This is a genomic window from Bombilactobacillus thymidiniphilus, from assembly GCF_023380245.1.
Classification (GTDB): domain Bacteria; phylum Bacillota; class Bacilli; order Lactobacillales; family Lactobacillaceae; genus Bombilactobacillus; species Bombilactobacillus thymidiniphilus.
This window is the reverse complement of sequence record NZ_CP093365.1, coordinates 71,865-94,280: the sequence shown is the minus strand read 5'-3', so window position 1 is coordinate 94,280 and position 22,416 is coordinate 71,865. Positions and strand designations below refer to the sequence as shown.

Below are 22,416 nucleotides of genomic sequence, written 5' to 3'. Positions count from 1 at the left end.
ATTGTTAAAATCACAAATTGAAGCACTATTATATGTGGCTGGTGATCAGGGGATTGATTTACAAACACTGGCGCAATTACTACAGATTAAACCAACTGCTGTGCGCCAGCAATTAGCACAAATCAAAGCTATTTTAGATGAAAATGAACAAATTCCGGTCACCTTAAAGCAATTTGGTTCGGTTTATAAATTACTAACTAAGAAGCAGTATCATTCATTAATAAAAAATTTCTTTCAGACAGAACAAGTGGTTAATTTGAGTCAAGCAGCGTTGGAAGTTTTAGCGGTTATTGCGTATCAGCAACCCGTCACTAGAATCGAAATTGATGAAATTCGGGGTGTTAAAAGTAGTAGCAGTTCTTTACAAACTTTAGTAACTCGACAAATGATTAAAATTACTGGTCATAAAGATGCTCCAGGACATCCATTAATGTATGCCACGACGGAACAATTTTTGGATTATTTTGGCTTGACATCTTTGGATGAATTACCAGATTTACAGGAATTTCAAGAACAGAATTTAGATCGACAAGGTAATGTTGATTTATTTAGTTAAAGGAACTTTTTTATGAAAAAAACTGAAAGATTACAAAAATTAATTGCTAATGCTGGAGTTACTTCTCGACGTAAGGCAGAAGAGTTAATTACTGCTGGTCGCGTGCAAGTTAATGGTCAAGTAGAAACACAACTGGGAAGTAAGTATTCAACACATGATCTGATTGAAGTAGACGGGATTGCTATAGAGAAAAAGCCGAAAGTATATATCTTGTTTTATAAGCCGCGCGGGGTCATTAGTTCGGTTCATGATGAAAAGAATAGAAAAGTAGTCAGTGATTATTTTACAGATATCATTAATACACGCATTTATCCAGTAGGTCGCTTAGATTATGATACTTCTGGTTTGCTGATCATGACTAACGATGGTGAGTTGACTAATCATTTGCTGCATCCGCGAAACCAGATTGATAAAGTGTACGTGGCTAAATTGTCAGGAATTGTTACATCAGCCGCACTAGAAAAATTACGCCATGGTATTATGCTTAATGGTCGTAAAACAGCACCTGCTAAGGCAGAAATCATTTCTATTGATCGCAAAAAACAGTATTCGATTGTGAAGTTGACTATTCATGAAGGAATGAATCATCAAGTTAAACAAATGTTTAAATATATTGGGTTTAATGTGGTAAAATTAAAGCGTGAGCGGTTTGCTTTTCTGACGTTGGATAGCTTAACTTCTGGTGAATGGCGCTTTTTAACACAAGATGAAATAACTGCTCTCAAAAAATTATAGAAAAAATCGTTTTCAAGGCAGGGTGTAATTCCCGACCGGCGGTAACAGTCCGCAACCCAGCAATGGTGGAATTGGTGTAAATCCAAAACCGATGGTGATAGTCCAGATGGAAGAAAACGTTTAAACTGACTTTTTTTAAGTTGGCTGTTTTTGCCTTGCAGCGATTTGTGGGAGGCTTTATAATGAAGATTCACAAATTGGCGCGTAATGAGATTGTTGGCGGAGCTGTACTGGCGGCTTTATCGGCGATATTGATGTTTTTCACGTTTCCGATTATTCCAGGTTTTACGTTTTTGAAGTTAGACGTTAGTGATGTGGTTGTGGTCATAGCGTTTCTGGTATACGGGATGTCAACTGGTGTGCTGGTGGCTTTATGTAAGATCTTAATTCATTTTTTGATCACTGGTGCGGGCCTGGCTGGTTTAATCGGAGATTTATCATCGTTATTGTCAACTTTAGCTTTTACAGTTCCGCTAGCTTGGTTATTAAATAAAGGGCAAAAGCAGATAATAGCTTATATTTTAGGTATTTTGAGTTTGACAATTGTTTTAGCGCTGGCTAATTATTGGGTTTTAATGCCACTTTATATGAAAGTTTTAAATTTCAATATTGGTATGCCACTGACTAAATATGTAATCATTGGTGTTATTCCCTTTAATTTAGTCAAGGGCACTATTAATTCCTTTTTAATTTTTTTGCTAAGCAAGCGTTTGAGATAGCTATTTCAGATGAAATTTTTATTTTTAACTGCTAAAATAAGTTATATTACTAAATAGTTAGGGGTGAAAATTGTGAGTGATAAAAAGCCTAAACTTTGGGAATCTACTTTTGGTAATGACGATAATGATTCTTCTGATGAAGATTTACAGTCAACGACAGAGTATTCGCGTGTTCAGCAAAAAGAGCGAAAAAACAGTAATAAAGTTTTGGTTTGGTCTTTAGCCTTAGTACTTTTAGTTATTATGTGCTTGCCGATTGCTTGGTCAGCTATTTCAGCTGGTAGTAACAAGACTTCGGTAGATCATGTTAATCATGATCAAGTAGCAGTTAGTTCTAAGCCTAAGTCAGCTAAAGCTAGGCCAAAAAAGCAGCGAGCTCGTAAAGTAGTTTCGCACTTGGATAACAAGCACGCTAAATCCCATAAGAACGATGTTAAAGAATCAGAAAGCGATACCGCTACACAACAGCAACCTACTGCGGATGATAATACAACTTCAGAGCAGGCAACTGCACAACAGGCGCCAGATAGTAATACGTCCCAAGCTGATTATTATGTTGTAAAACCACATGATAATGCTTATCGTATTGCTTTGAATCATGGTTTAACAACTGAGCAATTGTATCAACTTAATGGTTTATCAAGGGGAACAATTCTACGTCCCGGTATGCAATTAAAAGTTCAGTAATAATCCAAAAATACAGGCAGTGGGCCTGTTTTTTTATTGAGGAGTTTTAAATATGCAAATTGCTATTGATGGTCCTGCTTCGGCTGGCAAAAGTACAATTGCTAAGATTGTAGCTAATAAATTGAATTATGTTTACATCGATACTGGTGCAATGTATCGCGCAGCAACATTAGTTGCTTTACAACACAATGTTTCTTTGGTTGATGAATCTGGCATTGTGGCTTTAATTAAACAATTTCCAGTCACTTTTAAAATTGAGGATCAAAAGCAACTTGTTTTGGTTAATGATCAAGATGTTAGTGATCAAATCAGATTGCCAGAAATTACCAACAATGTATCGCGTGTATCAGCTTTACCGCAAGTGCGACAATTGCTGGTTAAACAACAACAACATTTGGCCAGTCAACATAGTATTGTAATGGATGGACGCGATATTGGTACAGTAGTTTTACCACAAGCTGACGTTAAGATTTTTATGGTAGCCAGTGTTACTGAGCGGGCGCAACGGCGTTATCAAGAAAATACACAACGGGGCATTCATACCCCCCTAGAGACTTTAGAAGATGAAATTAGTTTACGTGATTACAAAGATTCTCATCGTAAAGCTTCACCCTTAAAAAAGGCTACAGATGCATTAGAAATTGATACTACAGGGCTTAATATCGAACAAGTGAGTCAAAAAGTATTAAAATTAATTTATAATAAAACCAATATTTAAATAATAGCACTGGTAATTAAGTTGATTTTCAATTAAGATAGATTGCGAATGACGGCGAGGAGGATGTAAAAATGGCTGAAGATAATAACAGCATAAATCCCATGGAGCAAGCGCTTGATGATTTTGATCAAGTTCAAGTAGGTGATATTGTCACTACAGAGGTATTGTCTGTAGAAGATGGGCAATTGATTGTTGGTATTGATAATTCTGGTGTAGAAGGTGTTGTTCCCATTAAAGAATTGACGGCGGATCGAAAAGCCAATATTCATGACATAGCTAAAACGGGTGATAGATTAGAATTATTAGTAACAAGACGTTCGACGAGTGATAAAGAAGATGGTAGCTTTATTTTATCCAAGCGTCGAATTGAGAACAAAAAAGCTTATGAACAAATGGCACAATTAATGGCGGCAGATCAACATGTAGAAGGTCAAGTTAGCGGAACTGTTAAAAGTGGCTTATTAGTTGATGTTGATGGTTTGCGAGGATTTATTCCTGCTTCGATGATTTCTGATCATTTTGTACGTGATTTGAAAGCTTACGTAGGTAAAACTTTAGAATTAAAAATTGTTGAAGTAGATCCTGCCAAGAATCGTTTTGTTTTATCACATCGTGAAATTGCGCAAGCTGAAAGACAACAACAACAAGCTGAGATTATGGCTAAAATTTTGCCTGGAGATATTATCGAGGCCAAAGTGTCCCGTTTAACTAATTTTGGAGCATTCATTGATTTAGGCGGTATGGATGGTTTAGTGCATGTTTCACAAATTTCTTACAATCATGTAGATAAGCCATCAGATGTCTTAAAGCCTGATCAAGATGTTAAAGTAAAAGTACTTGATGTCGATAAAGAACATGGACGCGTTTCTTTATCTATCAAGGCTGCTCAACCGGGTCCTTGGGACACTATTAGCGAAAAAATTGCTACTGGTGATGAAGTGGAAGGAACTGTTAAACGTTTGACAGATTTTGGAGCTTTTGTGGAAGTCTTGCCAGGAATTGAAGGTTTAGTTCATGTTTCCCAGATTTCTTGGAATCACATTGATAAGCCTTCTGATGTTCTGTCAGTGGGTGAAAAAGTACAATTGAAAGTTTTAAATGTTGAACCTGATAAGAAAAGATTAGGATTATCCATTAAAGCTTTGGTAGCCAATCCCCACGCTAAAAAACAAGATAGTGATACAGAAGAAAAGATTGATTATACTTTACCTGATGAAGAACGTGGTTTTTCCATGGGTGATATCGTGCAAGATGAAGCAGACAATTAAACCAATTGATTCTGAAAAAAACTGACTCGTGCTGAGAGCCAGTTTTTTTATTAAAAGTAAATTATTGTTAAAGAAGGTGAATTTATGGCAATGCCAGTAGTTGCATTAGTAGGACGTCCTAATGTTGGTAAATCCACATTGTTCAATCGAATTGCTAATGAACGAATTTCCATTGTGGAAGATACGCCTGGGGTTACTCGTGATCGAATTTATACACATGCTGAATGGCTAGGTAAGCAATTTAGCATGATTGATACAGGTGGAATTACCATGGAATCACAGCAACTTAACCAAGAGATTAAAAATCAAGCTGAAATTGCAATTGAAGAAGCCGATGTCGTAATTATGGTCGTTGATGCGCGGGTTGGTGTAGTTGATGATGATGAAACAGTGGCACGGATTTTATACCAATCCCAAAAGCCAGTAATTTTAGCGGTGAATAAAGCCGATAATTTGGAGCAGCGACAAGATATTTATGATTTTTATACATTAGGCTTGGGTGACCCACTGCCAGTGTCAGGAGTTCACGGAACTGGTGTTGGCGATCTGTTAGATGAAGTAGTGAAAAACTTTTCTGATGATCAAATGATTGATGATGATGATTCAATTAAGTTTAGTTTTATTGGTCGACCTAATGTTGGCAAATCTTCGCTGGTTAATGCTATCTTAGGTGAAAATCGGGTCATCGTTTCCAATCAAGAAGGTACGACGCGCGATTCTGTTGATACGAGTTTTATTGATGAAACTGGACAGCTGTATACGATGATTGATACGGCTGGGATTAGAAAACGTGGCAAAGTATATGAAAATACGGAAAAATACTCGGTTATGCGGGCTTTGCGTGCAATTGATCGCTCAGATGTTGTGATCATGGTTATTGATGGCGAGCAAGGTATCCGCGAGCAAGATAAGCGTGTAGCCGGGTTTGCGCACGAAGCAGGGCGTGGGGTCGTTATTGCCGTAAATAAATGGGATATTGTTGCCAATAAAGATCATAAAACAATGCAAGAATTTGAAGCTTATATTAGAACTGAATTTCGTTATTTGAGCTATGCCCCAATTATTTTTGTTTCAGCTTTAAAACATCAGCGTTTACAACAAATTGTTGAGTTGGTAGCAGCAATTAATGATAATCAAAATCGACGTATTCAATCTTCATTGTTGAATGAAATGCTGCTTAAGGCGACAGCAATTGCTCCGGCACCAACTGTTAAAACCAAGCGTCTCAAAGTATATTATTTAACGCAAGTAGCTACTAATCCGCCTACTTTTATTGCTTTTGTTAATGATCCTGAAATTTTCCATTTTTCTTATGAACGTTTTATTATCAACCAATTACGGGAAATGTTTGATTTTACGGGAACACCGATTAAAGTAATTGCACGACTAAGAAAGTGAGTTTTTTTTAAAGTTTAAAAAATATGTGTTAAAATAGCATTATTCCTTGATACAGCGCTACTGATGTGATAATTTGTTTAAGAATGATGATTTGATAGTCGTCACTTTATATTTCAGTAATGATACTTCATTGCTGTAGGAGGTGAAGGTAAAATGGCAAATAAGGCAGAATTAATTCAAACTGTGGCTGAAAAGACTGGTTTAACTAAAAAGGATTCTACATCCGCTGTCGACGCAGTTCTTGATGCAATTCAAGAAAGTTTAGTTAAAGGCGAAAAGGTACAATTGATCGGCTTTGGTAACTTTGAAGTTCGTCATCGTGCTGCTCGTAAGGGTCGCAATCCACAAACAAATGCAGAAATTACAATTCCTGCTAGCAATGTTCCAGCATTTAAGCCTGGGAAAACATTGAAGGATGCAGTTAAATAATTTTTTAAAAGATTTGTTTATCTGAATGGAAACGACAATTTTGTTGTTTCTATTTTTTTTATAAGTAAGATTATTTATTACTGAACCCTTAGACAATTTTGTGTTATGGTGAGATCACGTAATAAAGGAGTTTAATTTATGTCATTTATATACCAAGCACTAGCTGCTTTAGATGCTGGCAATATAGTTCAAACACAAGAATTGGTTCAGCAAGCTTTAACGCAAGATAACGATGATGATTTATTCAATGGTGCTCAGCAATTAGCAAACAAAGGTATTAGTGATCAAGCAGCTATTATTTATCAACACTTACTACAGAAATATCCGGATGAAGATTTGTTGAAAGTTAATTTGGCGGAAATTTTAATTTCTGATGATCAAATCGAAACAGCTACAGATTTATTGGACCAAGTTAAACCGGAATCAGAAGCTTATTTATCAGCTTTGATGGTCGCTGCTGATATGTACCAAACTTTAGGCTTTTATGAAGTCAGCGAACAAAAATTGCAGACTGCATTGAAATTAGCACCTGAAGAACCAGTAATTCAATTTGCTTTAGCAGAATTATTTTTTAATGAGAATAAATTTATGCCGGCTATTAATTTTTATGAGCGGCTTTTGGAACAAGATATTTCTGTTTTTGCTGGTATCTCGCTCCACCAAAGATTAGCTGCTGCTTATGCTGGAAATGGGCAATACGAGCAAGCTGTTGAGCAATATCAGCAAACGGCTATGGAATTGATGAATACAGACAATCTCTATAACTACGCATCTTTAGAACTGGAACTGAAGCATTACGATGAAGCAAAAAAAATCACCCAGCAATTATTAGAATTAAGTCCTGATTATTCACCAGCTTATGTTTTGACAGCCAAATTAGCTTGGCATAATGATGATTACCAAGAAGTCGTACAAGCTGCTCAAAGTGGCTTGAGCTATGATCAATTTAATCAACTTTTATATAAATTAGGTGCTAAAGCAGCTGGAAAATTGGGTGATGAATCAACTGCGATTAAATTATTAACTACTGGGATTGCTACTTTAGATGCACCTGCGGATTTAATTTTATTATTGAGCGATCTTTATTTGCAACAAGCTAAATTTACTGAAAGTTTACAATTACTGGAGCAATATCAAGTTCAACTAAGTGATGAACCTAAAACCCACTGGAATACGGCACGATCTTTAGTGCAACTTGATCAAGAGCAAAAAGCTTTGTCGGAAATGTTGGCGGTGTTCCAAGAATTAAAACAAAATAGTAGGTATTTGAAAGATTTGATCAATATTTTACAAACTAATGGACGCACTGATTTATTGCCGATGGCTATCCAACAATATTTGCAATTGGTACCTGATGACTGGCAAATGCAAGAACTATTGCAGGAGGTTGCCGTTGACAATGATAATTGAACAATTACCAGCCATATTAAAAGAAGCTTTACCCATTCTACAAAAAATTAAGCAAGCTGGTTTTGAAGCATATTTTGTGGGTGGTTGTGTGCGTGATACTTTGTTAAATAAACCGCTGCATGACATAGATTTAGCTACTAATGCTTACCCCCAAGAACTCAAACAAATTTTTACGCATACGGTGGATACTGGCATTGAACATGGAACGGTTACCGTAGTAACTGCTAAACAAAACTATGAAATCACTACTTTTCGTACGGAAACAGGCTATCAAGATTATCGCCGTCCTGATCATGTGGAATTTGTGCGCTCTTTAGCTGAGGATTTAAAGCGGCGTGATTTTACAATTAATGCGTTGGCAATGGATTTAGATGGGCGAATTATTGATTTATTTGGTGGTGTGGCAGATTTAAAGAGTCACAGGATTAAAGCGGTTGGTCAAGCACAAGAGCGTTTTCATGAAGATGCTTTACGAATGATGCGTGCAGTTCGCTTTCAAGCTCAATTGGGTTTTACGATTGTACCCTCCACTTTAAAGGGGATTACTGAAAATGCCTCTTTGTTAAAAAAAATTGCTATAGAACGAATTAGTGATGAGTGGTTAAGGATGATGTGTGGCGACAATTGGCAATTGGGTTTGCAATCTATGTTAACAACAAAGCTATACAAATATTGTCCACAATTTACTGAGCAAGATTTCACTAAATTATTGCAGGTTTCGCTAACGCGTTTGCAAAATGCTAGCCAAGTGTGGACTTTGTTGGGATTAGTTTGGAATTTACCATTAAATTCTTTAAACCGATTATTGCGTACTTGGAAAGTATCCAACGAAGTTCGCCATCTAACTTTAATGAGTGTGCGATTTTTGAGGCAATCAAAGCCGACTGATTGGGATTTGTATCAAACTGAAGGTGCTACAATTGATAATTGTGTTCAACTTTTGCAAGTGTTGCAAAAAAATGTAGTGGCTCAACAATTACAAAAACGTTATTCTTTGTTACCAATTCATTCATTGCAGGATGTTAAAATTAACGGACAACAAATTATGCAGCAATTAAATTTAACGCCAGGACCACAAATTGGTGCTAACTTGCGTTTAGTACAACAACAAATTGTTGCTAACAAATTGGCTAATGAACCAGTTGCTATTATCAATTATTTGCGAGCCCAGCAATAATGTAAGATTTAGTAAAATATTATGATAGGTTTGAGTGATTAAATGAAGATGTTGAGTGTTAATAAGTTACAACAGTCGTTTGGAGCACGAACATTATTTAGTGATGTTAGTTTTAAAATTGGTGATCAAGATCGGATTGGTTTAGTAGGTTTAAATGGGGTTGGTAAAACAACGCTATTGAATTCACTAGTTGATGAGCGCCTAAATAAAAATAAAACGATCGAACATCAAAATGATTATCAAATTAGTTATTTACGACAAAATCCGCAACTTGAAGAAGATTCGACAGTTTTAGAAGCTATTTTACAAGGCAAAGAGCCTTTGTATGAGACTGTTCGACAATATGAACTCGCTTTAATGCACTACAGCCAAGATTCAGATAATCCGCAAAATTATCAGCGCTTTTTTAAAGCACAAGAGCAAATGGATCGCTTAGATGGTTGGGAATTTCAGTCGACAGTTGAGACTATATTGACAAAACTTGGGATTACACAATTTCAACAAAAAGTTGCTGCTTTATCTGGTGGTCAAAAACGGCGGGTTAGTTTAGCACAAGTTTTAGTTTCCAATTCTGATTTATTAATTTTGGACGAACCGACTAATCACTTAGATGAGGAAGCAATTGCATGGTTGAAAACATTTTTAAATAATTATGCTGGTGCAGTTTTATTTGTGACGCATGATCGCTATTTTTTAAATGCGGTAGCCAATCGAATCTTAGAAATATCGCAACAGAAAATAAATAAGTATACAGGTAATTATGAAACTTATTTGCAGCAAAAAGCCCAAAATGAAGCCACTTTGGCAGCTACCAATCGTCATCAGCGTAATTTGTATCGGCATGAATTGGCTTGGGTCAAGGCAGGCGTTCAAGCAAGAGGAACTAAACAAAATGCCCGTGTGGAACGTTTTAAAGAATTGAGTCAAAAAGTTAAGCACCAACAAAATACTGAATCTAAGGAATTAACGATTGATATTGCCCAGCAACGTTTGGGCAAAGACGTTTTTAATTTGGAAAATAGCAGTTTACAATTTGGTACGCAAGTTTTGTTAAAGAACTTATCTTTAAGAATTAATTCAGGCGAGCATTTAGGTATCATTGGTGCTAATGGCGCAGGAAAATCTACTTTTTTGAATATTTTAGCTCAAAGACAACAATTAACTTCCGGACTACTAGAAGTTGGTCAAACCGTTAAAGTAGGCTATTACACCCAGCAAATTGAAGCGATGGATGCAAATCAACGTGTGTTTAATTATTTAGAGGATATTGGGCAAAATGTACCTAACACTGCTGGTGTAACAATGTCTGCATCAAAATTATTGGAACAGTTTTTATTCTCACCCCAACAACAAGGTGCTTTCATCAGAGATTTATCGGGCGGAGAAAAAAGGCGCTTGTATTTATTAGCTATTTTGATACAGCAACCTAATGTATTATTGTTAGACGAACCGACGAATAACTTGGATATTGAAACAATGACGATTTTAGAAAATTACATTGAACATTTTGCTGGTGCTGTGATTACAGTATCCCATGATCGTTATTTTTTGGATAAAATAACGGATGATCTTTTGATTTTTCATGGGCATGGTCACATTGAACGTTATTGGGGCACTTATTCTGACTATTTACAGCGTGCAACTTCGCAGCATAAAGAAGTCACAAAAATAAAAGTAGCCAAGCAAAGCCAAGAAAATAGTTCTAAAAATAAGTTAACTTATGCTCAAAGATTAGAGTTGCAAGAATTAGAACCCCAAATAACTACTTTGGAAAGGCAGCAACAAGATTTGCAAAATCAATTAAGCAATGTTGGCAATGACTATCAAAAGTTGTTAAAGCTGCAAAAACAACTAAATGATATTACAGATGAATTGGATGAAGCCAGTGAAAGATGGCTTGAATTAGCAGAAAGAGATGAATAATGGGCACAATTAATGAACAACAATATTTAAATATGCTACAAACTGTTTTACAACATGGACATCATAAAAATGATCGGACAAATACTGGCACAATTAGTCTTTTTGGTTATCAATTGCGCTTTGATTTACAGGATAGTTTCCCCTTGTTAACGACTAAAAAAGTTCCTTTTAGTTTAATCAAGTCAGAATTGATTTGGTTTTTACGGGGTGATACTAATATTCGCTTTTTATTGAAACATAATAATCATATTTGGGATGAATGGGCTTTTGAAAATTATGTCAAAAGTGCTGCTTATCAAGGTCCCGATATGACAGATTTTGGACAGCGTTCTCTACAAGATCCTATTTTTGCACAACAATATTATGAGCAAAAAAAATTATTTTGTGAGCGAATTTTAGCTGATGATGATTTTGCTGTGCAATATGGCGATTTGGGTGAAGTTTATGGTAAACAGTGGCGCAAATGGCCGACTGCTAATCAGCCGATTGATCAAATTGCGGATGTTATTGAGCAAATTAAAACCAATCCTAATTCGCGCCGTTTAATTATTAGTGCTTGGAATCCTGGTGAATTGGCGCAAATGGCTTTGCCACCATGTCACACTTTGTTCCAATTTTATGTTAATGATGGTACTTTGTCCTGTCAGTTGTATCAACGTAGTGCTGATATGTTTTTAGGTGTGCCTTTCAATATTGCCAGTTATGCCTTGTTAACGCAATTAATTGCTAAGGTAACTAATTTAAAAGTTGGTGAATTTATTCATACTTTTGGTGATGCCCACATTTATCAAAATCATGTTGAGCAAGTTAAATTACAGTTGCAACGACCTTTGTTATCAGGACCGCAATTGTGGTTAGATCCGCAAATTACATCTTTGGATAATTTGCAAATGGAACAAATTAAAGTAAATAATTATCATTACGCGCCAGCTATTAAAGCACCGGTCGCTGTTTAGGAGGATTTTATTGTTAGCTTTTATTTGGGCGGAAGATCAAAATCACTTGATTGGACAAAATGGACATTTGCCGTGGCACTTGCCTTCCGATTTACATTATTTAAAAAAAACCACTTTAAATACTACTATTGTCATGGGATATCGCACTTTTCGAAGTTTTCCTAATGGTGCACTACCACAGCGTAAAAATATCGTCTTAACGCATCAGACAGAAAAATTACAAGGACAAAACGTACTGGTAGCACAAAATAAAGCTGAAATAGAACGATTAATTGCTAATGACCAACAAGTTTTTATTTTTGGTGGACGATCATTATTTGAAATGTTTTTGCCAGAGGTTGGTTATTTGTATGTAACCAAAATTGCGCATACTTTTGTCGGTGATACGTGGATGATTCCCATTGATTACCAGCAATTTACGTTAATTGATCAAAAAAAAGGTATTGTTGATGACAACAACACTTTTAAACACGAATTTTTGGTTTATAGACGACTTACAAATACAAATACACGGAAAGAAACATTAAAGTTGTTCCAATCATAACTACCACATGCCAAATGACATGGATATATTTTAATCCCCGCATGGTATAGAGTAAGGCACCTACTGTAAAGGCTACACCGCCCCAAAATAATAAGGCAATGCCGGTGCTACCTAGTGATTTGTGTAATGGTTTCATCGCCAAGATGACCATCCAGCCCATGATTACGTATAAAGCCGTATCAATAATAGGGTGATTGCCAATATTGAATGACTTATAAATAATACCGCCGATAGTGATTAACCAGATTATGCTTAACAAAAGCCAGTTCATCGGCTTGGGAATTCCTAGAACACAATAAGGGGTATAAGTGCCGGCGATAAGTAAAAAGATAGAACTGTGGTCTAAAATCTGAAAGACGTGGCGAGCTTTGGTAAAATAAAGACTGTGAAAAAGAGTTGAACATAGGTATAAGAAAATTAATGTAAAGCTATAAATGATATAAGAAATCACTTGAGCTGTGCTAATATGTGGCTGAGTACAGGCTTTAATTAATAAAAGTACTGTCCCAGTAACGGCCAAGATGATACCAATGCCATGCGTTATGGCGCTAAAGACTTCATTAGTGATGCGATACACTTTTGTCGTCGTTTGGGGTGTTGCAAAAAGTTTGTTCATATGTTTCTCCTCAAATAAAAAGTGCCAAATTACTTCTCGTTTGTTACAATCGGTAAGTAGCAATAGTGTATTAAATGATTATAGCTTAAACACTTTAAAGGTTAAAGGCAGGAATTAAAATGACAAATGTGAAGATCGTGACAGACTCTTCAATCCAAATGACACCTGAAGAGGTTGAAAAATATCATGTAACAATTATACCCTTAACGGTGGAAATTGATGGTCAACAATATATAGATGGTCAAGATATTACGCGGGCCGAGTTTTCACAGAAAATGCTCTCTTCGACAGATCTCCCTAAGACTAGTCAACCACCATTGGGCCGTTTTGTAGATGTCTTTAATGAATTGGGCCAGGATGGCAGTCCAATTTTAGCGATTATGATGACTAAAGGATTAAGTGGTACAGCAGATGCTGCTAGCCAAGCAGCTGATTTAGTAGATAGTAAAGTCACGGTGGTAGATAGTGGCTTTACCGATCGTGGCTTAGCTTTTCAAGTTATTGCTGCTGCCAAAATGGCGCAGGCAGGTGCAAGCATAAATGATATTTTGCTAGAAATTCAAAAAATTCGGGACAAAACCGAACTTTATGTGGCAGTACCTAATTTGGAAAACTTATTAAAAGGCGGTCGTCTAGGCAATGTGGCGTCATCATTAACTACTTTATTAAACATTAATGTAGTAGTGCAATTGGCTGATTCTAAACTGAAAGTTGTTAAAAAAGGTCGTGGGATTAAAACTATTAATAAGTTTGTTGACGGGATTGTTGAAGAAATCGCTGCTGACGGGGCGCAGATTGATGAATTAGGTATGGCTTATGTTAATGATGCCACTATTCCTAATGAAATTGCCGCTCGCTTACATCAAGATTGGCCGGAGTTGAATACGGTGATTGAATTAACTAGTCCGATTATTATGACGCATACTGGCAAAGGTGCTTTTGCCATGATCTTTTACCGCAAGTAAAGCTGACAAATTGTCGGCTTTTTATATAAATTTAATTCAGGGGATTGCTCATTTGAAAAAATTACAGTTAATTTTGGCATTTTTATTTGCTGGAATATTATTTTGGCATAATAATAGTACTGTTTTACAAGCTCATAACAAAACTTTTGTACTAACGGCAGTGGGAGATTCATTAACTTATGGTGTTGGTGACAGTACAAAACGTGGTGGTTACACTTACTTAATTAAAAAGCCCTTGAAAAAGGCAACTAAGGCTAAAGTAATAGTGAATAATTATGGTATTAGTGGTCAAACTAGTGCACAAATTGTGAAACGTTTTCAAAAAGATAGGGAACTTCAAAAATCATTGCAAAAGAGTAAAATAATTACTATTACTGCTGGTGGTAATGATGTGATGGCAGCTTTGCGAAAACACGGCGTTGATTTATCTGCCAAACAATTACTTAGCTATCAAAATCAATATGATGCGCATTTAAATAAAATGATTCAGATCAGTCGTCATTTTAATCCACACGCGCCGATTTATGTTTTTAGCATCTATAATCCCTACGAAATTTATTTCAAAAAAGCGCAAGGTATGAAAGCAGCAGTGAAAAATTGGAATAAGAGTACCCGACAAATTGCACAAGATAATTATCGGGTTCATTATGTTGATATTACAAAGTTGGCTACACCAAAAAAAATAGTTTATTCTAAAAAAGATAAAACAACGACGAACCCATTATTGTATAAAAAGGATTATTTTCATCCAAATAATCAAGGCTATCGGTTAATGACTAATTTATTGTGGCAACAAATGAAAAGGACAAAAGCACAGTGGAGGTAATATTTTGCAACATAAGCAAAAACGACAAGTTAATGTTTGGAAGTGGGCTTTTTGGTTAGTTATTCTATTAATTTTCGTAGTGGGTGGTTTTATTTCTTATCAAGCTACTCGTCCGATCAAAGATGCTCAAGAATTGACGCCAGTCAGTCAATCTGTTAAAGATACTTCACCAGTATTTGAAGTTACACTAACTAAAAAACAGGCTCAACGCTTAACTAATCATTATATTAATGAATATCTTAATAATAAAGATATCAAATATCACTTACAATTTGGCAAAGATGTTTCTTTATTAGGTAGTGCTAAATTTTTAGGTTCTACTATTGATTTTCAATTGATTTCAGATCCTTACCCAACAAATAAAGGTGGAATCCAATTGAAAGCACAACAATTAAAGGTTGGTAAACTAGGGATTCCTTTAGGATTTGTAATGTTTTATATTCAACATAATTATCATTTTCCTAATTGGGTGCAAATTGACAGTAATCGCAAAGTAATTGATATTAATTTACAAAATTATAAAAATGATGATGGCTATTATTTTAAATTGAAACAATTTGATCTGAAACAGGATAAAATTAAGGTCAGCGTCTATTCCAGTAAATATTAGGGGTAACTATGGAAAAAACATTTTACGAATTTTTAATGACACAAAGAGATCCTAATAGTTCACAACCATTAGCGCATTTTGCAGATGCTGCGTTTTTTGATCATACTTTTCCAAAGCAATCCAAAGATTATAATACTTTATCTGAATATTTGGAATTAAATGGCTCTTATTTGCCGAACATGGATATTTTTGACCAAGCTTATGACTTGTATCGTGAGTCAGAGGCTAATTTTAACTAAGGAATTGATTATTGATGAAGCGAAAATTTTCAGAAACAACATTGATATTATCAATTGGTGGAAGCTTTTTAGTCGGAATGATACTGACATTTATTGTCTTAAATAGTCGTTTTAATTTCAGTACATTGGGTGACATTAGCCAAGTTTACCAAAATATCAATCACAATTATTATCAAAAAGTATCACCTAAACAACTCAAAAATGGTGCTATTAAAGGAATGGTTAACTCTTTGGATGATCCTTATTCGCAGTTTCTCGCTGACGAAGAACAAACTTCCTTTAATGAAGATATTGCAAGTGAAATTTCGGGAATTGGAGTTACGATTGAAAAAGCTGATCAAGGTATTAAAATTGTTTCTGTAGTGAAAAATTCGCCTGCGCAAAAAGCTGGTTTGCGGGTCAATGATCTAATCACAAAGATTGCAAGTCACTCAACTAATAAAATGAGTACTGAAAAAGCCACTACATTAACGCGTGGTAAGAAAGGCACCAAAGTTAAATTGCAACTGAAAAGGCAGCAATTGACTTTCAACAAAACTTTGCAGCGCCAACCAATCAAGGTACCTACCGTTTCAGGTAAATTATTAACAGATGATCGAATGATTGGTCAGATTACGATTACACAATTTTCTGAACGCACTGCCAAAGAATTGCAGCAACAAGTGAAAAAATTAAAAAATAAGGGTGCTAGAAAGTTAATTATTGATGTGCGTAGTAATAATGGCGGTTTGATGGATCAAGCAATTGAAGCTGCTAGCATGTTTTTACCTAATGGTAGAAATATCATGACTTTGGCGTCTCGTGCGGATGGCAATATTACGTATAAAGCTTCCAGTAAGTATTTAAATAATTATAAAGTTAAATTGCCAACGGTTGTTTTGGTGGATAAAGAAACGGCTAGTGCCGCAGAAATTTTTGCCGCAGCTTTGCAGCAATCAGGTCATCTGACAGTGGTTGGTGAGAATACTTTCGGTAAAGGTGTTGCGCAAACAATGACGCCTTTAAACGATACTTCAGAAATGAAAATTACCACTGCTAAGTGGCTGACACCTAATCACGATTGGATAAATAAAAAAGGCTTAAGTCCTAATGTCAAAGTTAAATATCCTAGCTATATGAATATTAAGCCGTTTACTGATACGCAGATTTTAAGCTTAAATAGTCATAATAATGATGTCAAGATTGCGCAACAGATTTTACAGGCTTTAGGTTATGATGTGCCTAAATCGGGCGTTTTAGATGATCAAACAGTACAACAATTAAAACTATGGCAAATGCAAAATAAAGTTGATCCTAGTGGCAATTTAGATGTGTCAACGCGTCAATCTTTGACCCAGGATTTAGTCAAAAAAGCGCAGGCTGATGATCCAATGCAGCAAAAAGCCGTTACTATATTAAAGGAGAAATAATTTATGGTGGTGCAATGGTACCCTGGTCATATGAATAAGGCCAAAAATCAGATTCAAGAACGCTTGAAATTGGTAGATATTGTCTTAGAAATTCGTGATGCACGCTTGCCATTATCTTCACGTAATCCGGTTTTAGATCAAATTATTAATAACAAACCGCGAATTATTATTTTAAATAAAGCTGATTTAGCAGATCCTAAGTTGACGCAAGCATGGTTGGATTATTTTAATAATCAAAAACAACCATCCATAGCTTTAGATGCGCAACATCATAATAAATTACAGCAAATTCGTACGATTATTGAACAAACTTTACAAGCCAAAATCAATAAGTATCAACGTAATGGTGTTAAAAACTATGTTATTCGAACAATGTGTATTGGTATACCCAATGTTGGCAAATCCACGATTTTGAATAAGTTAGTTGGTAAAAACATTGCAGTCACGGGAAATAAACCGGGAGTTACGAAAAATCAAAATTGGTTAAAAGCAAAAAATAATTTGGAATTGTTAGATACACCAGGGGTTTTATGGCCTAAAATTGAAGATGAACAAATTGGTTTAAAATTAGCTTTGAGTGGGGCTGTCAAAGATCAATTAGTTAATTTGGAAGATTTGGCTATTTTTGCCTTACAATTTTGGCAACAAAATTATTCGGATCTTTTATTAACAAAGTACCATTTGTCGGAAGCTGAGTTACAGTTAACACCTAGTGATCTATTAATTCATTTAACTAATAAATGGGGAGTTCAAGAAGATTATGAGCGAGCGGCACAGCGAGTCATTCAAGATGTCCGGCAGGGTAATTTAGGTCAATATACATTAGACGAGGTAGTCAATGACCAGTTATAATTGGCAGCAATTAAGTATTCCAACAATTAAAGATTTATTAACTAGTACCGAATTAGACGATGCTGCTTGGCAAACTTTAGCACAGGATTCAAGACGAGGTGTGCAGAATTTGGTTCGTCAGCATCAAAAACAGCTTGAACGTACATTAAAAGCACAGCAGTCTTTTGAACAGCGTTTGCAATTTGAAAAAAAGTATTGGCAAAAAGGACAATTAGTAGCGGGCATTGATGAAGTTGGCAGGGGACCCTTAGCTGGTCCGGTAGTAACGGCAGCAGTAGTTTTGCCACCCACTGTAGATATTTTAGAAATCAACGATTCCAAGCAATTGAGTGATGAAAAAAGGCATCAATTATATCCCAAAATATTGTCTGAAGCTGTAGACATTAGTATAGCTGTTGGTAGTAATCAATTAATTGATACTGAAAATATTTATCATGCGACGGAATTGACCATGGCACAATCTGTGAATAATTTGCGCGTTTTACCACAACATTTGTTAGTTGATGCGATGGTTGTTCCCGTAAACATCCCGCAAACTAAGTTGATCAAAGGCGATGCTCGGAGTATTTCTATTGGTGCAGCTAGCATTGTGGCTAAAGTTTATCGCGATGAATTAATGAAAAATTATGATAAAGTTTATCCTGGATTTGGTTTTAGTGACAATGCTGGTTATGGTACAAAAGTGCATTTGCAAGGTTTGCAAAAATTGGGACCTTGTGCAATTCATCGGCATAGTTTTAATCCCGTTAAACAATATTTAAAATAGTTTACGTAATTTTTAAAAAATTACGGAGAGATATTTTATGGGACTAAACTATTTAATTCGCCAATTGTCACAAACTGGCTGTGTTAGTAATCAATTGATTTTAAAAGTTTGTGGTCAATATTATCAAGAAACGACCGACTATCATAAGTTATTGCATTGGGTTAAACAGCAATTGCCAGTCGCTAAACAGGAATCTTTTATACAAAAGTTAGCGCAACCTTTAGATATGACAATTCCCTTTATAACTTTTTTTGATGCTGCTTATCCTAAAAAGTTACAACAAATTTACAATCCGCCCGCTATTTTGTATTATCAAGGTGATTTAACTCTTTTACAAATTAAAAGTGTGGCAATTGTAGGTGCGCGTTTGAGTACTTCTTACACACAAACGATTGTTCATAGTCTGGTTCCACAATTGGTTCAACATCAGTTAGTTTCAGTTAGTGGACTGGCTTTAGGAGCAGATGCATGTTGTCACCAAATAACTTTGGAACAGCAGGGCAAGACAATTGCCGTTTTGGGTAATGGAATAGATTATTTTTATCCGCAGCAAAATCAAGTTTTACAAAAGCAAATTGCTGCTAAAGGCTTATTGTTGAGCGAATATCCACCTAGTACGCGTCCTAAAAAATTTTATTTTCCACAGCGTAATCGCATTATTGCTGGACTTTGTGATAGTCTATTAGTAACGCAAGCTAAACAGCGTAGTGGCAGTTTAATTACTGCGCAACTGGCATTGCAGGAAAATCGAAATGTTTGGGCAGCACCGGGTCCGATTGATAGTGCACTATCAAAGGGGTGTAACCAGTTGATCGCTGCGGGAGCTAGTCCATATTATGAAGCATATGATTTAATCAATGAATTGATAAATTAATTTAAAGAGTTGACAAATCTAAAAAAGTTAGCATATTATTTGTGGCAACTTAATAATGAAAGGAGCTTTTCTTTGGTAAGCTCAAAAACAACCAAACGTAAGCCAGCTAAGAAGAGTTTGGTCATAGTAGAATCGCCTGCTAAAGCGAAAACGATTGAAAAATATTTAGGTAGAAATTATAAAGTTTTAGCCAGTAAAGGACATGTTCGTGATTTACCTAAAAGTCGCATGGGTGTCGATATTGAACATGATTATGAACCAACGTATATTTCTATTCGTGGTAAGGGCGATACCATTAAGGAATTAAAAAAAGAAGCTAAAAAGGCTAAAAGGGTTTATTTAGCAGCCGATCCGGACCGTGAAGGAGAGGCCATTGCTTGGCATGTAGCCCATTTGTTAGATTTAGATTTAAACGATAACAATCGGGTGGTTTTCAATGAAATCACGAAAGATGCGGTGAAAGAATCTTTTAAAAGTCCACGCAGTGTTGATATGAAGCTAGTTGATGCCCAACAAGCTCGGCGGGTTTTGGATCGGCTTGTAGGTTATTCAATCAGTCCCATTTTATGGCAAAAAGTCAAAAAGGGCTTGAGTGCAGGTCGTGTGCAGTCGGTTGCTTTAAAGTTAGTGATTGATCGCGAGAAAGCTATTAATAACTTTAAACCAGAAGAATATTGGAGTATCCCGACTCATTTTCAATCAGGTACTAAGAAAAAGGATATTTTTGAAGCAGCTTTTTATGGCGTTAATGATAAGAAAAAAGAGTTAAAATCACAAACTGATGTGCAACAAGTTTTACAAAAATTAGATCAAAAAGCTGATTTTACAGTAGCTAAAGTTGTAAAAAAGGAGCGTAAACGTTATCCGAGTGCACCATTTACGACGAGTTCTTTGCAGCAAGAAGCTAATCGTAAATTAAACTTCAAGACACGCAAAACGATGATGCTAGCGCAACAACTTTATGAGGGAATTAATTTAGGTTCACGCCAAGGTAGTGTGGGATTGATTACTTATATGCGGACGGATTCTACTAGAATAGCTAGTGTTGCTAAGCATGAAGCTTCGCAATTTTTGCATGATGAGTATGGTGAACGCTATGCGGCTACTAAAATCAAGAAAACGAAAAATCCAGAAGGTGCGCAAGATGCCCATGAAGCTATTCGCCCAACTTCAGTAAAGCGAACCCCAGAGTCTTTGAAAAAAGTATTAACGCGTGATCAATTCCGGTTATACACACTTATTTGGAATCGTTTCTTAGCTAGTGAAATGACACCGGCCGTGTTAGATACAATGACAGTAACGATTGAACAAAATCAAGTACAATTTCGGGCTAATGGTTCTAAAATTAAATTTGATGGTTTTTTGAAGTTGTATAAGGATGATAAAAAAACCAAAGATAATTGGTTGCCGGATTTAACTGCAGGTCAATCAGTCAAAATGGTGGATACTAATCCAGAACAGCATTTCACACAACCACCGGCACGTTATACGGAAGCTTCTTTAGTTAAGGCTCTGGAAGTCAATGGTGTAGGTCGCCCATCTACTTATGCGCCAACCATTGATACGATTCAAAGGCGTTATTATGTTAAGTTGAATGGACGCAGTTTTGAACCGACTGAGTTAGGGGAGATTGTAGATGATTTAATTGAGAAGTATTTCCCAGATATTGTGAACATGGATTTCACCGCACATTTAGAAGATGAATTAGATGGCATTGAAGCTGGTAAAGAAAAATGGACTAAAGTGGTCGATGAGTATTACCAACCATTCTCTAAAGAATTAAAAGATGCTGATGAAAAAATTGAAAAATTACAAATTAAAGATGAACCTGCTGGTATGAATTGTGATATTTGTGGTGCGCCAATGGTTATTAAATTGGGGCGCTACGGTAAATTCTACGCTTGCAGTCGTTTTCCAGACTGTCGGAACACTAAGGCAATCATTAAAGAAATTGGCGTGACTTGTCCTAAATGCGGCGAAGGTCAAGTGGTGGAACGTAAATCTAAGAAAAATCGTATTTTCTATGGTTGTTCGCGTTATCCAGAATGTGATTTTGTTGATTGGGATAAGCCAATTAATCGTAATTGTCCTAAAGATGGACATTATCTAGTCGAGAAAAAGGTTAAAGGTGGTCGCCAAGTAATTTGTCCTAATGGTGATTACCAAGAAGAAATTCAAAAATAAAATAATACTTGAGGTATTCAAATGACAACAATTTGTGCAGTAAGATATCAAGATCAGATTGCGATTGCAGGTGATGGACAAGTAACAGCTGGCGAGAAAACAATCATGAAAGCTACAGCTCATAAAGTACGACGTATTTTTGATGATCAAGTAGTGATTGGTTTTGCTGGTGGCGTTGCTGATGCTTTTACTTTAGAAGATTGGTTTGAAAAAAAATTACAAAAATATTCCGGTAATTTGAAGCGTGCAGCAGTAGAATTAGCACAAGATTGGCGTAAAGATCCAACTTTACAAAAATTAGAAGCTATGATGATTGTTTTTGATCAAAAGGATCTATTATTGATTTCTGGCAACGGGGAAGTTATTGAACCTGATGAAGATGTTATTGCAATTGGTTCTGGCGGTAATTTTGCACAAGCGGCAGCAGTGGCTATGATTCGTCACGGTGCTAACTTGACAGCTAGTCAAATTGCACAAGAAGCAATTAATATTGCTTCAGACATTGATATTTTCACTAATAAAAGTATTATTACAGACCAATTGTAAAGGGGATTT

General features: G+C 35.9%; 24 protein-coding genes and 1 riboswitch. Of the genes, 23 read left to right on the top strand and 1 reads right to left on the bottom strand.

Going from position 1 to position 22,416, the window contains the following annotated elements; genetic code table 11:
* Window position 1 precedes the first annotated feature (1 nt).
* From scpB to MOO47_RS00480, 13 genes are all read left to right on the top strand, one after another.
* Window positions 2-556, top strand: coding sequence for an SMC-Scp complex subunit ScpB (scpB, locus tag MOO47_RS00540; protein ID WP_249512908.1), 555 nt, complete (start codon window positions 2-4; stop codon window positions 554-556).
* A gap of 12 nt (window positions 557-568) precedes the next feature.
* The gene (locus tag MOO47_RS00535; protein ID WP_249512907.1) at window positions 569-1,291 is read left to right on the top strand and encodes a pseudouridine synthase; all 723 of its coding nucleotides are present in this window, start codon (window positions 569-571) and stop codon (window positions 1,289-1,291) included.
* 4 nt (window positions 1,292-1,295) lie between these two features.
* Window positions 1,296-1,413, top strand: a riboswitch (FMN riboswitch).
* Between the two features lie 60 nt (window positions 1,414-1,473).
* On the top strand, window positions 1,474-2,010 hold the full coding sequence (locus MOO47_RS00530) for an ECF transporter S component (RefSeq protein WP_249512906.1): 537 nt from the start codon (window positions 1,474-1,476) through the stop codon (window positions 2,008-2,010).
* A gap of 72 nt (window positions 2,011-2,082) precedes the next feature.
* Complete coding sequence (locus MOO47_RS00525) at window positions 2,083-2,697, top strand: LysM peptidoglycan-binding domain-containing protein (RefSeq protein ID WP_249512905.1); 615 nt, start codon at window positions 2,083-2,085, stop codon at window positions 2,695-2,697.
* 52 nt (window positions 2,698-2,749) lie between these two features.
* Window positions 2,750-3,415, top strand: coding sequence for a (d)CMP kinase (gene cmk, locus MOO47_RS00520; protein WP_249512904.1), 666 nt, complete (start codon window positions 2,750-2,752; stop codon window positions 3,413-3,415).
* A 71-nt stretch (window positions 3,416-3,486) separates the two neighbouring features.
* The gene (gene rpsA / locus MOO47_RS00515; protein WP_249512903.1) at window positions 3,487-4,683 is read left to right on the top strand and encodes a 30S ribosomal protein S1; all 1,197 of its coding nucleotides are present in this window, start codon (window positions 3,487-3,489) and stop codon (window positions 4,681-4,683) included.
* Window positions 4,684-4,767: 84 nt separating this feature from the next.
* A complete protein-coding gene (gene der / locus MOO47_RS00510; protein ID WP_249512902.1) occupies window positions 4,768-6,081 on the top strand; it encodes a ribosome biogenesis GTPase Der in 1,314 nt (437 codons plus the stop codon).
* Window positions 6,082-6,234: 153 nt separating this feature from the next.
* On the top strand, window positions 6,235-6,510 hold the full coding sequence (locus MOO47_RS00505) for an HU family DNA-binding protein (RefSeq protein ID WP_249512901.1): 276 nt from the start codon (window positions 6,235-6,237) through the stop codon (window positions 6,508-6,510).
* Between the two features lie 138 nt (window positions 6,511-6,648).
* On the top strand, window positions 6,649-7,920 hold the full coding sequence (locus MOO47_RS00500; RefSeq protein WP_249512900.1) for a tetratricopeptide repeat protein: 1,272 nt from the start codon (window positions 6,649-6,651) through the stop codon (window positions 7,918-7,920).
* On the top strand, window positions 7,910-9,097 hold the full coding sequence (locus tag MOO47_RS00495; protein WP_249513577.1) for a CCA tRNA nucleotidyltransferase: 1,188 nt from the start codon (window positions 7,910-7,912) through the stop codon (window positions 9,095-9,097). Before MOO47_RS00500 ends, MOO47_RS00495 begins: the two co-directional genes overlap by 11 nt.
* 42 nt (window positions 9,098-9,139) lie before the next feature.
* Entirely contained in the window at window positions 9,140-11,020 is a 1,881-nt protein-coding gene (locus MOO47_RS00490) for an ABC-F family ATP-binding cassette domain-containing protein (RefSeq protein WP_249512899.1), read from the top strand.
* A gap of 8 nt (window positions 11,021-11,028) precedes the next feature.
* The gene (locus MOO47_RS00485; protein ID WP_249513576.1) at window positions 11,029-11,976 is read left to right on the top strand and encodes a thymidylate synthase; all 948 of its coding nucleotides are present in this window, start codon (window positions 11,029-11,031) and stop codon (window positions 11,974-11,976) included.
* 10 nt (window positions 11,977-11,986) lie between these two features.
* Window positions 11,987-12,520: a dihydrofolate reductase gene (locus MOO47_RS00480; RefSeq protein ID WP_249512898.1), complete on the top strand. Its 534-nt coding sequence runs from the start codon at window positions 11,987-11,989 to the stop codon at window positions 12,518-12,520.
* Here MOO47_RS00480 and trhA read toward each other — a convergent pair.
* Window positions 12,471-13,136 (bottom strand): PAQR family membrane homeostasis protein TrhA, encoded by a 666-nt coding sequence (gene trhA, locus MOO47_RS00475; RefSeq protein ID WP_249512897.1) that lies wholly within the window; start codon window positions 13,134-13,136, stop codon window positions 12,471-12,473. The genes MOO47_RS00480 and trhA overlap by 50 nt on opposite strands.
* A gap of 119 nt (window positions 13,137-13,255) precedes the next feature.
* Between trhA and MOO47_RS00470 the strand changes: the two genes are divergently transcribed.
* From MOO47_RS00470 to hslV, 10 genes are all read left to right on the top strand, one after another.
* Window positions 13,256-14,101, top strand: a complete 846-nt coding sequence (locus tag MOO47_RS00470; protein WP_249512896.1) for a DegV family protein — start codon at window positions 13,256-13,258, stop codon at window positions 14,099-14,101.
* A 52-nt stretch (window positions 14,102-14,153) separates the two neighbouring features.
* On the top strand, window positions 14,154-14,927 hold the full coding sequence (locus tag MOO47_RS00465; protein ID WP_249512895.1) for a GDSL-type esterase/lipase family protein: 774 nt from the start codon (window positions 14,154-14,156) through the stop codon (window positions 14,925-14,927).
* A gap of 4 nt (window positions 14,928-14,931) precedes the next feature.
* Window positions 14,932-15,537 (top strand): YpmS family protein, encoded by a 606-nt coding sequence (locus tag MOO47_RS00460; RefSeq protein WP_249512894.1) that lies wholly within the window; start codon window positions 14,932-14,934, stop codon window positions 15,535-15,537.
* Between the two features lie 8 nt (window positions 15,538-15,545).
* Window positions 15,546-15,776, top strand: a complete 231-nt coding sequence (locus tag MOO47_RS00455) for a YozE family protein (protein ID WP_249512893.1) — start codon at window positions 15,546-15,548, stop codon at window positions 15,774-15,776.
* 14 nt (window positions 15,777-15,790) lie between these two features.
* Window positions 15,791-17,185: a S41 family peptidase gene (locus MOO47_RS00450; RefSeq protein ID WP_249512892.1), complete on the top strand. Its 1,395-nt coding sequence runs from the start codon at window positions 15,791-15,793 to the stop codon at window positions 17,183-17,185.
* 3 nt (window positions 17,186-17,188) lie between these two features.
* Window positions 17,189-18,037, top strand: a complete 849-nt coding sequence (ylqF, locus tag MOO47_RS00445; RefSeq protein WP_249512891.1) for a ribosome biogenesis GTPase YlqF — start codon at window positions 17,189-17,191, stop codon at window positions 18,035-18,037.
* Window positions 18,024-18,803 carry a ribonuclease HII gene (locus MOO47_RS00440; protein ID WP_249512890.1) on the top strand — a complete coding sequence of 260 codons (780 nt, stop codon included), beginning with the start codon at window positions 18,024-18,026 and terminating at the stop codon, window positions 18,801-18,803. The genes ylqF and MOO47_RS00440 overlap by 14 nt, the downstream gene beginning before the upstream one ends.
* Window positions 18,804-18,840: 37 nt before the next feature.
* Entirely contained in the window at window positions 18,841-19,677 is an 837-nt protein-coding gene (gene dprA / locus MOO47_RS00435; RefSeq protein WP_249512889.1) for a DNA-processing protein DprA, read from the top strand.
* A 72-nt stretch (window positions 19,678-19,749) separates the two neighbouring features.
* On the top strand, window positions 19,750-21,861 hold the full coding sequence (gene topA / locus MOO47_RS00430; protein WP_249512888.1) for a type I DNA topoisomerase: 2,112 nt from the start codon (window positions 19,750-19,752) through the stop codon (window positions 21,859-21,861).
* A 21-nt stretch (window positions 21,862-21,882) separates the two neighbouring features.
* Window positions 21,883-22,407, top strand: a complete 525-nt coding sequence (gene hslV, locus MOO47_RS00425; protein WP_249512887.1) for an ATP-dependent protease subunit HslV — start codon at window positions 21,883-21,885, stop codon at window positions 22,405-22,407.
* Window positions 22,408-22,416 lie beyond the last annotated feature (9 nt).

Bases quoted from the DNA above. Each gene is read 5' to 3' on its own strand.
- MOO47_RS00535 (WP_249512907.1), top strand. From the start codon at position 569: ATGAAAAAAACTGAAAGATTACAAAAATTAATTGCTAATGCTGGAGTT.
- MOO47_RS00530 (WP_249512906.1), top strand. From the start codon at position 1,474: ATGAAGATTCACAAATTGGCGCGTAATGAGATTGTTGGCGGAGCTGTA.
- cmk (WP_249512904.1), top strand. From the start codon at position 2,750: ATGCAAATTGCTATTGATGGTCCTGCTTCGGCTGGCAAAAGTACAATT.
- rpsA (WP_249512903.1), top strand. From the start codon at position 3,487: ATGGCTGAAGATAATAACAGCATAAATCCCATGGAGCAAGCGCTTGAT.
- der (WP_249512902.1), top strand. From the start codon at position 4,768: ATGGCAATGCCAGTAGTTGCATTAGTAGGACGTCCTAATGTTGGTAAA.
- MOO47_RS00505 (WP_249512901.1), top strand. From the start codon at position 6,235: ATGGCAAATAAGGCAGAATTAATTCAAACTGTGGCTGAAAAGACTGGT.
- MOO47_RS00500 (WP_249512900.1), top strand. From the start codon at position 6,649: ATGTCATTTATATACCAAGCACTAGCTGCTTTAGATGCTGGCAATATA.
- MOO47_RS00495 (WP_249513577.1), top strand. From the start codon at position 7,910: ATGATAATTGAACAATTACCAGCCATATTAAAAGAAGCTTTACCCATT.
- MOO47_RS00490 (WP_249512899.1), top strand. From the start codon at position 9,140: ATGAAGATGTTGAGTGTTAATAAGTTACAACAGTCGTTTGGAGCACGA.
- trhA (WP_249512897.1), bottom strand. From the start codon at position 13,136: ATGAACAAACTTTTTGCAACACCCCAAACGACGACAAAAGTGTATCGC.
- MOO47_RS00470 (WP_249512896.1), top strand. From the start codon at position 13,256: ATGACAAATGTGAAGATCGTGACAGACTCTTCAATCCAAATGACACCT.
- MOO47_RS00455 (WP_249512893.1), top strand. From the start codon at position 15,546: ATGGAAAAAACATTTTACGAATTTTTAATGACACAAAGAGATCCTAAT.
- MOO47_RS00450 (WP_249512892.1), top strand. From the start codon at position 15,791: ATGAAGCGAAAATTTTCAGAAACAACATTGATATTATCAATTGGTGGA.
- ylqF (WP_249512891.1), top strand. From the start codon at position 17,189: ATGGTGGTGCAATGGTACCCTGGTCATATGAATAAGGCCAAAAATCAG.
- MOO47_RS00440 (WP_249512890.1), top strand. From the start codon at position 18,024: ATGACCAGTTATAATTGGCAGCAATTAAGTATTCCAACAATTAAAGAT.
- dprA (WP_249512889.1), top strand. From the start codon at position 18,841: ATGGGACTAAACTATTTAATTCGCCAATTGTCACAAACTGGCTGTGTT.
- hslV (WP_249512887.1), top strand. From the start codon at position 21,883: ATGACAACAATTTGTGCAGTAAGATATCAAGATCAGATTGCGATTGCA.